Annotated in this window: 12 protein-coding genes; 9 read left to right on the top strand and 3 right to left on the bottom strand. The window is 38.0% G+C overall.

The features are described from left to right. Positions 1-89: 89 nt before the first annotated feature. Both ATS74_RS17965 and ATS74_RS17960 read left to right on the top strand, forming a co-directional pair. Positions 90-875 (top strand): transporter substrate-binding domain-containing protein, encoded by a 786-nt coding sequence (locus tag ATS74_RS17965; RefSeq protein WP_058550233.1) that lies wholly within the window; start codon positions 90-92, stop codon positions 873-875. A gap of 271 nt (positions 876-1,146) precedes the next feature. Next, positions 1,147-2,370 (top strand): type III PLP-dependent enzyme, encoded by a 1,224-nt coding sequence (locus ATS74_RS17960; RefSeq protein WP_058550368.1) that lies wholly within the window; start codon positions 1,147-1,149, stop codon positions 2,368-2,370. Positions 2,371-2,519: 149 nt separating this feature from the next. Here ATS74_RS17960 and ATS74_RS17955 read toward each other — a convergent pair whose 3' ends face one another. Then, complete coding sequence (locus tag ATS74_RS17955; RefSeq protein ID WP_058550232.1) at positions 2,520-3,800, bottom strand: flavohemoglobin expression-modulating QEGLA motif protein; 1,281 nt, start codon at positions 3,798-3,800, stop codon at positions 2,520-2,522. A gap of 146 nt (positions 3,801-3,946) precedes the next feature. Between ATS74_RS17955 and ATS74_RS17950 the strand changes: the two genes are divergently transcribed. The 7 genes from ATS74_RS17950 (at position 3,947) to ATS74_RS17920 (ending at position 10,695) form a co-directional block, all read left to right on the top strand. Next, the gene (locus ATS74_RS17950) at positions 3,947-4,204 is read left to right on the top strand and encodes a DUF3081 domain-containing protein (protein ID WP_058550231.1); all 258 of its coding nucleotides are present in this window, start codon (positions 3,947-3,949) and stop codon (positions 4,202-4,204) included. Continuing rightward, positions 4,204-4,509, top strand: a complete 306-nt coding sequence (locus ATS74_RS17945) for a hypothetical protein (protein WP_058550230.1) — start codon at positions 4,204-4,206, stop codon at positions 4,507-4,509. Before ATS74_RS17950 ends, ATS74_RS17945 begins: the two co-directional genes overlap by 1 nt. A 380-nt stretch (positions 4,510-4,889) precedes the next feature. Further along, the gene (gene betI, locus ATS74_RS17940) at positions 4,890-5,465 is read left to right on the top strand and encodes a transcriptional regulator BetI (protein WP_173827090.1); all 576 of its coding nucleotides are present in this window, start codon (positions 4,890-4,892) and stop codon (positions 5,463-5,465) included. 1 nt (position 5,466) lies between these two features. Continuing rightward, positions 5,467-6,930: a betaine-aldehyde dehydrogenase gene (gene betB, locus ATS74_RS17935; RefSeq protein ID WP_058550366.1), complete on the top strand. Its 1,464-nt coding sequence runs from the start codon at positions 5,467-5,469 to the stop codon at positions 6,928-6,930. Between the two features lie 11 nt (positions 6,931-6,941). Beyond that, positions 6,942-8,609: a choline dehydrogenase gene (betA, locus tag ATS74_RS17930; RefSeq protein WP_058550229.1), complete on the top strand. Its 1,668-nt coding sequence runs from the start codon at positions 6,942-6,944 to the stop codon at positions 8,607-8,609. Between the two features lie 157 nt (positions 8,610-8,766). Then, entirely contained in the window at positions 8,767-9,984 is a 1,218-nt protein-coding gene (locus ATS74_RS17925; RefSeq protein ID WP_058550228.1) for a BCCT family transporter, read from the top strand. Between the two features lie 9 nt (positions 9,985-9,993). Continuing rightward, entirely contained in the window at positions 9,994-10,695 is a 702-nt protein-coding gene (locus ATS74_RS17920; RefSeq protein ID WP_058550227.1) for a TorF family putative porin, read from the top strand. Positions 10,696-10,810: 115 nt separating this feature from the next. Here ATS74_RS17920 and ATS74_RS17915 read toward each other — a convergent pair whose 3' ends face one another. After that, positions 10,811-12,721 (bottom strand): putative bifunctional diguanylate cyclase/phosphodiesterase, encoded by a 1,911-nt coding sequence (locus tag ATS74_RS17915; RefSeq protein WP_058550226.1) that lies wholly within the window; start codon positions 12,719-12,721, stop codon positions 10,811-10,813. Positions 12,722-13,008: 287 nt separating this feature from the next. Next, the gene (locus ATS74_RS17910) at positions 13,009-15,255 is read right to left on the bottom strand and encodes a carbohydrate binding family 9 domain-containing protein (protein ID WP_058550365.1); all 2,247 of its coding nucleotides are present in this window, start codon (positions 15,253-15,255) and stop codon (positions 13,009-13,011) included. Between the last annotated feature and the right edge of the window lie 134 nt (positions 15,256-15,389).

The following is a 15,389-nucleotide window of genomic DNA, read 5'->3' as shown; positions in this document are numbered from 1 at the left end:
AACAATTTTATTCTAGAACAATTACACTAAGGGCTATGACGAATATATTTAAAACCTCTCTAATTATTCTCCTGTTGCTCGTATCAAAAATGAGTGTTGCAGATGAGCCTATTACATTACTTTCTCGGGCTAATGCCGCTTCTGATGGGTTTTTAAATTCAGATGAAACATTTAATCGCCTTTTAAGCCATGCTTTTACTACTAAGTTACAGTGGACCAACCAAGCGCGCCTTATTAAGCGCCTTACAACTAACGAACCCGTTTGCAGCTACGACTTAATTAAAACACCAGAGCGCGAACAGCATATTATATTTTCAGAGCTCCCTACAACGGTTTATGAGCAAAGAAAAGTTTATGCATTTAAAAGCTTTTTGGACAATCTGCCCAAACGAGTTTCAGTTTTAGAGTTACTTGAGAAAAACCACACCTTAGGTATTGATTCAGGCACTAGCTATAAAGAACTTGAGCCCATATTAAAAAAATATAAAGACCAAGTTGCATCAATTAGCAGTGAAGATACAAGCTCGCAACTACCAAACTTACTTATACATAATAGAATCGATATGATTATTGATTATGAAATAAATATTCAAGAAACATTTAGCGACGAGCAGTTAAAAAAAATAGGTAGCCGAGCAATAGCTGAATACCCAGAGTATGTTAATGGCTACTTTGCATGTAGTAAAACTTCGCAGGGCAGTAAAGTCATTCAAGCCTTAAATCACTTGATGAAAACCCCGGCAATTTATAATTATCTACGCCAGCAACCTCAGCACTCTTATAGCGCTGACACCTCGAGTAAAATCATGCTTGCTCACAAACAAATGTTCGTTATCCCCCCAAAGATTAGTAAAATTAATCGTCAAGATAAATAATTCGAATTAACTTAACCCGCTGATATTTATAGATAATAAAATAATTTTATTTTTATTAAAATTTTTATTGCACTGATTAAAAACTCGTTTTATTATCTCGCCGCTTCTTGATGATAGCCAATCCGAGTACATTACAAACCCTGTTTGTAGCAAGGCGATAGAGCAACTATCCAAGAGTGAATTTGACTGTGCGTAAGCACTCTTGATCTCACTCAACCGACTTGTGGATAACCATAACCCGAGCGGTTGCTTAATTGACTCGGAAAATATAATGACTTTATCAACTCAACTAAAAGACACCGTAACTAAAGTACCTGCAGCAGCGGTTGCTGCAAATCAAGCATTTGATTATGTACAACCGACCAACACGCACATTGAACAACTTGCAGCACAATTTGGCGCACCACTTATGGTCCTTGACTGCGAAGCTATTCGTCGCCAATACCACGCGCTTAAAAATGCACTACCAGGCGTTGTTTTACACTTTGCATTAAAACCATTGCCTTTAGCCGCTGTTGTACGCACTTTACTTGAAGAAGGTGCAAGCTTTGATTTAGCAACAAGTGGTGAAGTTGATTTAGTGGCAAGCCAAGGTGTGCCAAGTGAGCGTACTATTCACACTCACCCTATTAAGCGCGACAGTGATATTCGCGATGCGCTAGCGTATGGCTGCACAGTGTTTGTTGTTGATAACATAAACGAGCTTGAAAAGTTTATTGCCTACAAAGATCAAGCTGAAATTTTAGTGCGCTTGAGCTTTCGTAACAAAGATGCATTTGCAGATTTATCTAAAAAGTTTGGCTGCAGCCCTGATGTTGCAATTGACATTATTAGCTACGCACAGCAACTAGGCATTCGTATAAAAGGGTTATCGTTTCATGTTGGCTCGCAATCACCAAACCCAACTAAATACGTTGAAGCAATTAATGCGTGTGCAAAAGTAATTACCAAAGTCAGTGAGCTTGGTTTACCAGCACTTAGCACACTCGATATTGGTGGTGGTTTTCCTGTGCCATACAGCGTAGATGTACTACCAATTGACGTTTTTTGTGCACCAATAAACGTAGCTTTAGCGCAATTACCTGAAACAATGCAAATTATTGCAGAGCCGGGTCGTTTTATTGTAGCAAGTAGCGTAACTAGCGTAGCCTCAGTTATGGGCCAAGCGCAGCGCGAAGGTAAAACGTGGTATTACTTAGATGACGGTATTTACGGGTCTTTCAGCGGCTTAATGTTTGACGAAGCAGCATACCCTATCGACAGTGCTAAACAAGAAGGCGAGCGTTTTGAGTCTGTACTTGCTGGCCCAACATGCGACAGCATAGACGTAGTGAGTGACTCGATTATGTTACCAAAACTAAACAACGGCGATTTAATTATCAGCCGTATGATGGGCGCATACACACTGGCTACAGCAACCGACTTTAACTTTTTCAAACGAGCTGAAGTTGTTGTATTAAACGAGCAAGTACACAGCCAAGTATTAACTGGCTAATTGGTTAATTTCCTCAACTATAGTTACGTTGGCTTGTAACTATATACTTAAACGCAGTTGCTCATTCCAACTGCGTTTTTTTATATTTTCTGCAATCGATATAAATGTAGTTCTACCTTTGAGCCAATAAAAAGGAGCTAACGCTCCTTTTACAAAAATAACGGCTTGTAATCGTTTTCTAACTGCTCAAACGACAAATCACCAATAAAACGACCAAAGCTTAGCCACGTTGCTAAACCACGTAAATCTTTGAAGTGCGGAGGAACAAATTTAGGGTCCTCAATTACACCTAAATCGTGCAGTTGCGATATGAGTCTAAAATCATCAATGGAGATTTTACCGACTAATAATAATGGCAGCTGATCAATACGCCCTAGCTGAATAGCTACGCGAATTAAGTTATACACCAAAACAAAACCTTTAATGTAGGCAATATCTTTTGTAAATGGTAATCCATTTGCTGTACTGCCTCTAAATACCCGTTGCGCTAATGTGTAGCTGTCATCTTTTGAAAGCCCTTGCGCCACATAATCTCTATATATGTCTACAAACTCAGCCCCATCTATCACCTCGGTAACTGCTTGAATACGGTTAACTAATTTTGATAAACGCCTCGGCGTTGATTTAAGAGTAATTATTTCGGTTAAAACAGCTAACCCCTCTTGGGTTACTGTTGAACTTGGGGTGCCTTTACTTAAACAAGTTAAATAAGGCTGAGCTAGCCCGTTTTGCGTCGTACCTACGTGTATCCAGCCTTCGTGAACTTCTAATATATCAAGCTCGCGCTGAGAAAATTTAACGTCTTGGTTTAGTTTAATGTTATTAGCACCGGCCGCTGCATCACTTACAATGCCGTCGCTAAGCATTACTTCTACATTAATACCTGCCATACTACTATTAACTTGCTCAGATAAAATACGTACTGCATCCACCGCATCAATATTTTTAGGATCATCAGGTAAAATATCGGCAACTAACAAATTTTGCAGTGGTTTTTCTAGCATATTTGCAAGTTCGAACAGTGAAGGCTCACCTGCATGAAATAGATCTTTTGGGTGACCAAATAGCTCTACTGATAAATCATGAAATTCAGGTGTGCCTCTGTATTCCAGCATACTTAGAACCGTTTTATATTCGCTACACATTTTACCCATATATTGCGAAATAGGATTTAACTGCCCTAGCTGATTTATAATATTTCTATTAAGTGTAGAAAAAGCTTGGCGTAATTCACTAGGTACAAACCCTAAATCGCGTTGCTGGTAATAAGCACGATCAATTAAAGGGTTTTTTTGACATTTTTGTCTAAAAAACTCTTCTTTTATTTGTTTATCCCAATTAATAGCATCGAGTATTCTAATAGGCGTTTGTAACGCTATTAATTGATCAGATAATTCTCGTGTTTTAAGTAGTAACGCCTTGTCTATCATAGTAAAAGCTCAAGTAAAAATGAGCGCTGAGCATAGTTTATAAATGCAAAAATACAAAGTAAATTTACACATAATTAAGCATTGTTTTTTAGGTGATCGAGCCGCATATCTATAACGTAAATCTATTTAACTTTTAAAGGTGAAATATGAAAAACGAACTCGATAATAAACAAATTTTAGCAGTATACGAGCGTATTCAAAAACGTGGAGTAGCAACTAATGAAGGTAAGCATTATCAAGGTATTACCGCTTATTCTGATATAGACGGTTACACTATATATTTACAAGGCAGCGGTGTAATTCTTCGTTTTGGTTTTCATAACGCCTACCACCTAGATTACGAACACGACAAACACAAAGACGATTTTTTAAAGAAAATTGTTAATATTGCTAACGAAGAATAATGTACCCTAGAAAAGTTAGAAAGCGTAGCGACAGTAAACTCAATACCTCGTTTATAAATCAGGTTATAGCTGCGCTTAAATCTGATCCCGCTAAACTCGCCATCATCCGTAAAAATTTAGAATATTATCGTAATCAGCGTCATTTAAAGCGCGGTTTTTTACTCGCCATTGAGCGTTTTGACTGGGTATTTGAAGCCAGTGATGACGTAAATTTTATATGCGATCAAATTTTAGCTGACGATTACATAGGCAATCGTCTCAGGCGCTATCCACTTTTATTTAAAGGTGTGCTCGATGAAGGATAAATCTCCTCATATTTGCCACCCGTTAGTTATTAGAGTACTAAGCAATTAGGTTGTATTTATGTCATTGGTTTAAAAAAATACTATTAGTACTCTAATTATTACCGCACTAAATATTTTATTATTACTTTTATTAGCATAAAGCAGTAAAGAAAACAGTACAGTAAATGAAAAACCCAACAAACAGCATAACCATCTGTTTTATAACAAATTATACCCCACAGTTAAATATCCTCTTTCTTACAAAATTTAGCCCCATTTGTTAATAATTCATCTACATTTTGGCATCTCAAGGTTTACTTCACCCTTGAATTATTAGACCTATTACCTTAAGCTTATCTTTATTGAACGTTCAATTAATAAAAATTATGCCTAAAGTTGGAATGGAACCTGTCAGGCGTCAACAGTTAATTGACGCGACAATTGAGTCAGTGGCGATGCGTGGATTACAAGCAACCACTATAAACAGCATTAGTAAAAATGCAGGTTTATCGTCAGGCATTATTAGTCATTATTTTGGTGGTAAGCAGGGTTTAATAGAAGCGACTGTTCGTTATTTGCTTTCTAATCTTAAAAAAGACCTCATTGAAAAAGTTAGCCATAACACCAGCGCTACACAGCGCCTTATGTTTATTGTTGAAGCTAACTTTGCGCTTGTGCAACAGCGCAGTGATACCACCAAGACATGGTTGAGCTTTTGGGCGCAATCAATGCACGACGACGAGCTTCACCGACTGCAAAATGTAAACAGTAAACGCTTGCAAAGTAATTTAGCATTTTCATTTAAGCAATTAATGCCTATTGAGCAAGCAAAACAAGCTGCTGAACTTAGCGCTGCCATGATCGATGGCCTATGGTTAAGAACAGTACTTAGTAAATCCGACGTAAACCAGTTTAAACACAGTGAAACTTTAGCTAAAAGCTATGTAAATTCACTCATCAAGCAATATGGAGCCTAGCGTGAGCAAACCAGTCTATCAAAACTTTATTAATGGCCATTTTCTTGCTAACCAAAGCGGTGAAACTTTTGATGTAACTAACCCTGCAACAGGTGATGTTATTTATAGTGTAGAAGTTGCCGATGAATTTGTTCAAAACGCAGCCATTAAAAGTGCAAAACAAGGTTTTGCACAGTGGTCTAAAATGACACCTATCGAACGCAGCCGTATTTTATTAAAAGCAGTCGCAATACTTCGCCAGCGAAACGATGAACTAGCCTTAATAGAAGTGCTTGATACCGGCAAACCAATGCAAGAAGCAAACTGTGTTGATATAGAAACCGGCGCTGATGTAATCGAATACTTTGCAGGCCTAGCCCCTGCACAAGTGGGTCAGCAGCAAATGGTAGGTGATGACTTTTACTATACGCGCAAAGAACCATTAGGTATTTGTGCCGGTATTGGTGCCTGGAACTACCCGCTACAAATAGCATGTTGGAAATCTGGCCCTGCCCTTGCAGCTGGCAACGCATTTATTTTTAAACCATCTGAAGAAACACCACTAGGCGCTATTAAACTGGCCGAAGTATTTGTTGAAGCAGGTGTACCTGCTGGCGTATTTAACGTTGTACAAGGTGCAGGTGACGTAGGCCAATGGTTAACCTCGCACAGTGAGATTGACAAAGTGTCGTTTACTGGTGAAGTAGGTACAGGTAAAAAAGTAGTAGCAAGCGCTGCTGGTACCTTAAAAGACGTAACAATGGAGCTAGGTGGTAAGTCGCCGCTAGTTGTATTTGATGATGCAAATATAGAGCAAGCAGTAAGCGCAGCCATGCTAGGTAACTTTTATACGCAAGGCGAAATTTGCACTAACTGTACACGTATTTATGTTCATAAAAATATTTATCAGCAGTTTATTGATGAGCTTAAAACGCGTACAGAGCAAAATATTATTGCTGGCGATCCGCAAGATTTAAACACAAACTTTGGTGCGCTTATCTCTAAAAAGCATCAAGACTTAGTAATGAGTTATGTTAATAAAGGGATTGAAGAAGGCGCAACACTGCTTACCGGTGGTTCAACGCTTTCACCTGAATCTGCGCCTAATGGCTACTTTGTTGCACCTACCGTTTTTATTGATTGCAACGATGAAATGACTATCGTTAAAGAAGAAATATTTGGCCCAGTAATGAGCGTACTTGTTTTTGAAGACGAAGACGACGTAATTGCACGTGCCAATGGCACTCACCTAGGCTTAGCTGCGGGCGTATTTACAAGCGATATTAAACGCGCACACCGTGTTATTCATCAATTAGAAGCGGGGATTTGTTGGATTAATGCCTATGGTAACTCACCTGCTGAAATGCCTGTTGGTGGTTATAAGCAATCTGGTATTGGCCGTGAAAATGGGATCGAAACACTTGATCATTACACGCAAACTAAGTCTATTTATGTTGGTATGGCCGACATAGAAAGCCCATTTTAAGGCGCCTTACTATGAGTAATCATTACGACTATATTATTGTTGGTGCAGGATCTGCGGGTTGTGTTTTAGCTAACCGATTATCTGAAGATTCCAGCAATCGCGTGTTACTGCTTGAAAACGGCGGCAGTGATAAAAGTATTTTTATAAAAATGCCAACTGCACTGTCTATTCCTATGAATACCGATAAGTACGCATGGCAGTTCCATACTCAACCAGAGCCACATTTAGATAATCGTGAAATGCATTGCCCTCGCGGTAAGGTACTCGGTGGCTCGTCATCGATTAATGGTATGGTGTATGTACGCGGCCACGCTAAAGACTTTGATGAGTGGCAGCAGCACGGTGCTAATGGTTGGGACTACCAATCGTGTTTACCGTATTTTCAAAAAGCGGAAAGCTTTTACCTTGGTGAAAACACATACCGAGGTGGTAAAGGCCCACTTGGCGTTAATAACGGTAACGAAATGCAAAACCCGTTGTACACCACATTTATAAAAGCCGGTGTAGAAGCTGGTTATGCTAGTACAGACGATTATAACGCGTCGCAGCAAGAAGGCTTTGGCCCAATGCACATGACCGTTAAAGACGGTGTACGCAGCTCGGCTTCTCGTGAATATTTAGACCCTGTAAAATCGCGTAGTAATTTAACTGTACTTACCGGCGCACTTGCTCAAAAAGTTATTCTTGACGGTAAAAAAGCCACAGGCATCGAGTACAAAGTAAACGGTAATGTTCAAACAGCACATGCAGCAAAAGATGTTGTTTTAAGTGCAGGCCCTATTGGCTCTCCGCATATATTACAGCTATCTGGTATTGGCGATAAGGACATCCTTGAAAAAGCAGGCGTTGAAGTTAAACACCACTTACCGGGTGTGGGTCAAAACTTACAAGATCATCTTGAATTTTACTTTCAATACAAATGTAAGCAGCCAATTACACTAAACGGCAAATTGGGCCTTATTTCCAAGGGCTTGATAGGCGCTAAATGGTTATTTACTCGTAAAGGTTTAGGCGCTACTAACCACTTTGAGTCATGTGCATTTATCCGCTCAAAGCCTGGAGTTGAATGGCCTGATATTCAGTATCACTTTTTACCAGCCGCTATGCGATACGATGGTCGTAGTGCATTTGCAGGTCATGGTTTTCAAGTTCACGTAGGTCATAACAAACCAAAAAGTCGCGGCAGCGTTACTATTCAATCAGCTAACCCTGAGCAACCGCCACAAATTTTGTTTAATTACTTACAGCACAAAGACGACATTGAAGGCTTTAGAGCATGTGTGCGTTTAACTCGCGACATTATTGAGCAAAGTGCCTTTGATGATTACCGTGATGAAGAAATTCAACCAGGTAAACACATTCAAACAGATGAAGAAATAGATGCCTTTGTACGCCAAGCCGTAGAAAGTGCTTACCACCCTTCTTGCTCATGCAAAATGGGTGAAGATGATATGGCCGTTGTTAACTCTAATACCCGAGTGCACGGTATTAAAGGCTTACGTGTTGTTGACTCATCTATTTTTCCAACCGTTCCTAACGGAAACCTTAATGCTCCTACGATTATGGTTGCTGAAAAAGCAGCTGATTTAATTTTAGGTAAAAGTCCATTACAGAAATCGGATGTGAGTGTTGCCATACCAACTAATTGGCAACAAACACAACGTAGTGCGGAGATCTAACTTTAGCCACATGCTTGGTTTAGCCTCGTCGGGTTAAACCACAGCGTGCCTTGCAGTGGCACACGATGTAAATAGGTTATGTTGTGTTAATGCGAGAATAAAACAATAAAATACGGAGTGCTTATGAATTCTATATATTCATTTTGGGAGGGTAACAATGACTATTTGGCTTAATGCAGGCATCATTTTTACCTTACTTGCCATTATCACTATTTTAATAAAATGGGGTAATGTTCGCGTTGTTGGCGTAACACCAGTTCGCACCTTTACGTTTATAGCAATATTATTTACATCAGGCCTTGATGTTGGCCTTATAATGTTTCCTTTAACTGAGTTTGCAGGTTATGCAGACATAAAAGCAAGCCCAGAATACGCGTTTGCAAATCCACTGGCCATTGAGTTTGGTTACTGGGGATTTTTGATCTGGGGATTTTACTTTCTTACGTGTTTTTATTTCTGTGTAATAGAACCTAAAGTTAAATTTTTCGAAATTCCTTGGGTTAAATTTATCAATAATGTAGTAATTATTGGTACATGTGCGTTTACTGCTTATTTATTACTTACAAACCTACCATGGTACTTACCTGAGCTCGGTGATGGCGAAAGCGTTATACCCACTTTTTACTTTGTGGTATTAGCCGCTATATGTTTTGCGGTTTACTCAAGTACGGATATTAAATACGTACGTATTCTAAGCATTGCAACTACTTGGTTATTTATTGCATTAATTGGCTTTATGTGGGCCGGTGCATTTGTGTTAGGTGACAGTGAAATGTCTGCATTTACAAGTAACGTAGCTTCCATTGGTGTTTACTTTGCTAATATTAATGAGTTTGTATTACCTCTTAACGATTACCACGAATTTTACTTATTTTGGTGGTTTGCGTGGAGCATAATGATTGGCCAATTTACATCTCGTTTTGTTGGCGGACTTAAGACATATCAAGTACTTGGGGCAATGCTAATATTCCCTTCAATCCCAATTGCAATCTGGTTTAGTGTGCTTTATCACTATCATGATATGGGTATTCCAACTCAAGGTATTAAAAACTTTGCGATGGTGTTTGTAGGTGTTGTGTTTGTAATCAATTCACTTGATTCATTGATACGCTTATATACCGATAACTTAAATTTAACGGTAAAACGTTTAGGTAAGCTTAACTATATGGCACTAAATATAGTTGCCCTTTCATTGCTTACTTTATTATTTAAGCTAGAGTTTTTACAAATTCAATGGGTTGGTGCGTTAGTAATTGGTTTATTCTTTGTGTGTGCAGGCTTTATTGGTTACAGCAAGTTTAAAACAGTTAAGAACATAGATAGCTCACCAAAAGATAATAAAATTGATTATACAAAAATAGAAACTGTACATTAGGGATCAACAATGAATAATAAATTAAAACAACTAGCAATAGCAGTACCATTCGCACTTTTATCAACAACAGCTGCGGCAGATTGGTCAACAACAATCACTGCAGCATCTGATTACACCTTTAACGGTGTAAGCCAAACAGATAACGACCCTGCAATTCAAGGAAGTCTTGATTACGCTTTCGATAACGGTGTCTACGCCGGTGCATGGGCTTCAAATGTAGACTTTGGTGATGACACTGATTTTGAACTTGATGCATACCTAGGGCGTTATGTGCAGTTAAATGATGAAGTAAGTGTTGATTACGGTATTGCGTATTACACGTACCAAGGTAATAACAGCGATGGCAACTACGCCGAAGCTTACACTAAATTCGGTTACGCAAGTGAATACGGCCAAACTGAGCTTAACTTTTGGTACAGCTGGGATTACTTTGGAACTGGCGCAGGCCATGTAATATCTATGGTTGCACATACCTATGAACTAGCGCCTAACCACGCTATTCGTGCAAGCTTTGATATTTCTAACTCGCTTGATGGCGAAAAATGGGCATGGGATGTAAATCAAAAGAAATCATACAAACATTACCGTTTAGCATATCAAACAAGCTACGAAGGTTTTGGTATTGAAGTTGCTGCAGAAAACACAAGCTTAGATTACGATTATGCAGATGAGCGTATTGTGCTTGCAGTGTCTCGTACATTCGACCTTTAATTAGCGTTATAGCCCTGGGCTCTAACTAGTAAATATTTTTATCAGAACCTAGGCTATATAGATACAAAAATGCCACCCAATATAGGGTGGCATTTTTTTACTAACTCTTTACTCTCTAACTAATAATATCCCAAGCACTGGTTCCTGAAGCAGATAAGTTACTATTATTATTACGTAAAACTTTGTTTCCCACGTTTATCGATGTCTCGGGTCGGCTAACTAAATAACCTTGCACTGAACTCACACCTATTTTTTTAACTAACTCAAATTGTGCGATTTCTTCTACACCTTCCGCGACAATTTTAAGCCCTAACTTTTGTCCAAGTTCACTAATTGTATTTAAAATATCATTATACTTTTGACTTTTATTAGCCTGAGTTATAAATGAGCGATCTATTTTAATTACATCAATGGGTAAGTCAGCAAGTGTACTTAATGAGCTAAAGCCGGTACCAAAGTCATCAATAGCAATCGTGATCCCTTCAGCGCGTAAGCGTCCTAATTCTTCAATTATTCTAGGGCTTGCTTTAATAAAGGTAGATTCTGTTATTTCGAGCATTAACGATGTTGCTGGCAAGCCGGTTTTTTTCAGCTTTTTCATGATCCAGTCATAAATATCCCGGTGCTTAAGTTGCACACCCGATACATTAACCGATATTTTAACTTTACGCATACCAGCATTATGCCAAGCAGCCATTTGTCTACACGACTCAAGCATAATCCAATCGCCTAACTCTAATATTAAATTAGACTCTTCAGCTATTGGAATAAATTCAGTAGGTGAAATCATTCCCTCTACGGGATGATCCCAGCGAGTAAGCGCCTCAAAGTAATCAATCATGCAATCTTCTACGTGCACAATAGGCTGAAAAGATAAATAAAAATCTTTACACGCAACAGCTAACCGCAACTCTTCCAATAGATAGTGGTAGCGACGCATTTTGTTACCCATTTCAGGCGAGTAAACTTTAAATATACCCTTACCATCACTTTTAGCTCGGTACATTGCAACATCGGCAAGTTGTAATAAAGCCTGAGGGGTTGATGCGCTTTCTGGATATGTAGCAATACCAATACTTGCGCTAATTTTTACTATTTTATTTCCCAGTACAAAATCTTTTTCAAGCTCGCTTAAAACATGCTTAGCAATTTCTACAACTCTATCACTTTCATCTAGTGACTCTATAAAAATAGAAAATTCATCTCCTCCTAAACGAGATAAATTTTGCTCTAATTGGTTTGCAGTATTTATATTACTTAATTTATGGTGGCGTAAAACGTTTGCTAATCGGCTCGCTACTTGTACTAATATTTCATCGCCAAAACTATGTCCAAAAGAGTCATTAACTTGTTTAAAACCATCTAAATCAATAAATAAAAGTGCGCATTTGAGCTCTTCTTTTGATGTGTGGTTAATTTGTCTGTCGATATGTTCTATATAAGCGTGACGATCAATGAGTAAAGTAAGCTTATCTTGGCAGATGCTCGTTTGGGTTTGCTTTAAATAGTTAGCAACATGTGTATTTAAACTAGTGATTGACTGGCTTAAACTACTCACTCCTGAAGGGTTTTCTGCTGGTTTAACATTTAAATTAAAGGCATTAAGTAACGTGTTTGCTTGAAGGTTTAATTGAGCTATTTGGTTTTTATATTGGCGTTTTCTTCTTTCTCTGCGAAGGTAAGCTCCACAACCAAATAGCAAAATACAAACAATTAAAAAATTAATAGGTGACGCTAATGTCATCAGCACTAGTTTTTGAGCATTCGCCGCTAAAAATTCGGTGTCCGTTGTTTTTATAAGGAGATAATTTACCGAAGAGTCTTCTATTATGTAATGGCCATTAATAATAGGATTATACCAAGGGGCCATATTTAACGAGGTGCTCGCTATTTCGAAACTACGTATATCTATATCAGAGTGAAATAAATTGATGCGATTAATTTGATTTGTCAGTTCTATATTTATGCAAAAGCAAAATAAGATTAAAACTAAAATTATAAATCCAACAGGCTTCAATTTACTCATCAATAAAATCCATCTAAATTACTTCTCCTACAAATCCGTTACTAAAAGGTGATTATATCGCCTGCATTTAGTACTAAGCAAGCGATAATACAATACTTATTAATGAGCATTTGTAAGGCCAGCAATAATAAAGAAGTAAATTATTGCTTGATCATTAACTAATTATAGAGCGTAGTGAATAAAAATAAACCAATTGTTAAGTATTATGTATAAATTATTCTCACTATCTCGTAATCAAGTTTTTAGCAATTTGATTACCAGTCATTATGAATTAACAATACTAAAGCTTAAAGTTGCCACGCATAACTTACTTTTGTAAAAAATGTGCGCTGATCACGCTCAACATGCTTTAGCGAGTCGTCTTGATAACTTTTATCTGAGTACCCTAAGTAAAATAAGGTTTGCGCATTTATTTTGTACGAATAAACAAGTTGGCTGCCATAATCTTTATTTATGTGGCTTACTTGATAAAAGTAAGCGTCTTCATTTCTATCAATATCTTCAAATTGTAAAATTAGTTTTAGCATTGAACGCATACTAAATTTATAATAAAGCCTAAAATCTAATAAGTTAGCGTTATATACTCGCTCACCTTGAGGGTTATCTAACACACTGTAATTATGCTTAACGTCTACCTGCCAGTGATCGTTTATATCCCACTTAGCTTGCGTTTGCGTAGCGTACGAGTCGCCAATTTGCTCATTTGCGTAATCTATACGGCTACCATATTCACCATAAAACGAAAGCCATATATTATTTTTAGGTTTAAAGCCTGTATAAACAAAGCCAATGTTTTGGTTATAAAAAGTATCGTTATAATTCTCATAACGATGAAGTAAGCCAATTTCAAAAATAGACTGTTTTTGGCCTTTTAATGTTATAAACCCTTGGTATTCATCTTCAAGTAAGTCGCCATTTTGAGCCCATGTTTTATTCCAGTCGGCCTCGTAAGACCATGACGTTAATAAGCCTGACTCGTCGCTGTACCAAGTTTGTCCGCCTACAAGGCCTACTTTTTCGTAATCTACTTTTTCTTGGTAACCTAGGTCTGTACGATAATCTTCCCCGATATTTTCGTAGCTCGCAGACACATTGTAGTCACGCTTATCTCTTGTGAATTCAATAGCGTATGCTTCATCTGATTGATTTTTAACTAAATTATAGTTATTGGTTAAAAACGCTGAGTTTTTAGAATCAGCTGTTGCCACTTGATAGGCAAGCGTATCTGATTGATTAAACCAGTAACTGCCATCAACAGAGATCACCGTATTGTAGTAATCATCACTTTCTCTATGAGTAGTACTAAGCCCTATAGTACCTTGATCGCCAATATCATATTGATAACGGGCAGCTGCTGCGTGAGTTTTTTCCTCTAAAATAGCAAAACCAGAGCCTTGGTTTGTAGGTAATAAAATATTACTGTTATCGTCATCTGCATACATAAATGCATAGCTATGCTGATCCGTTTTGCCAGTCAGTTTTGCCCCTACCTCAGGCTCTGCAATAGTGCGGGTGTAAAGTAGTTCGAATAAACTACTTTGAAAATACGATGCCCCATCTAAAAAAAACGGGCGCTTTTCGTCATAATATATAGAGTAAGTCGTGTTTACATCAAGCTCTAAAGCATCACTTTCTATTTGCGAAAAATCAGGATTAATTGTCGCATTAATCACCGCATCTTGAGTAACACCCCAGCGTAAATCTAGTCCTGCTTCGGTATTAATATCGCCGTTATCCCAGTTGCCAGGTAAGGTTGGCTTTGAATCATTTCTAAGCGCTGTAAGCGTAGGCGTTAATTGTAAATTTTTACTGGCTTTTACGTTTTTAAAACCGTGGAGTTTATCAAACTGACAAAGGCTGCATTTTATATCTCGGTCAAAACCCATATTTGAAAGTTGATAAAGCACGTCACGTTGATAATTTCGTAACACCGCAAACCCCCACGTTAGGTCGGGCTTATTTTCAGGAAATCGAAGTGCTTTAAAAGGTATACGCATTTCAACGACAAAGCCTTGTCCAGTGATTTTACCTGCGCTATCCCATATTGCATCCCAAGATGGGTCTGACTGCCAACCATCGGTGTCACTCATTCGAGTATCACCTTGCGCCCCTAATGGGTTTACATAAAATTCGTAAGCTGAACGCTCATCGTTAAAGGTATCAATAATTAAAATAACCGTGTCGTCTTGCCAAAGCGTATCTCTATCACGAAGTGACGCTGTAATTTGGTTAGGCTGAGGATCTTCGGCTACAAATGCAACATATAAGTTGCTGCCATCTTCATACATGTAAGCGTCGGTTTTAACAGGTGGTATACCCTTTTCGTTTGGCTCATCTTGAAACGCAATAGGTACTAATGTGGCATTTTGCCAATGTGGCTCGTCAAGTACGCCATCAACGGTAATATTAGTACTGATATGTGACAGCGAATACTGTGTTTTTTCAGCGGCTAATAGTGGGGTTGTAGATAAAAGTGCAAAAGTAAGTGCAAACAAAACACTGAAGTGTTTTTTTATAGTTATAAAGTACTGCATAAACATCCATTTAGAGATATTTACCCTAAAAAGGTAAACTTATCTACGGAGTGTAATTTAAGTCAGTACATTTGTTAATAGTATGATACTAAAAATATTGGATATTTTAACTAATTAATATTAAAGGATTAATT

Source organism: Pseudoalteromonas sp. H103 (assembly GCF_001469205.1).
Taxonomy (GTDB): domain Bacteria; phylum Pseudomonadota; class Gammaproteobacteria; order Enterobacterales; family Alteromonadaceae; genus Pseudoalteromonas; species Pseudoalteromonas carrageenovora.
The sequence above is the reverse complement of the archived record's forward strand: the minus strand, read 5'-3'. Positions and strand labels throughout refer to the sequence as shown.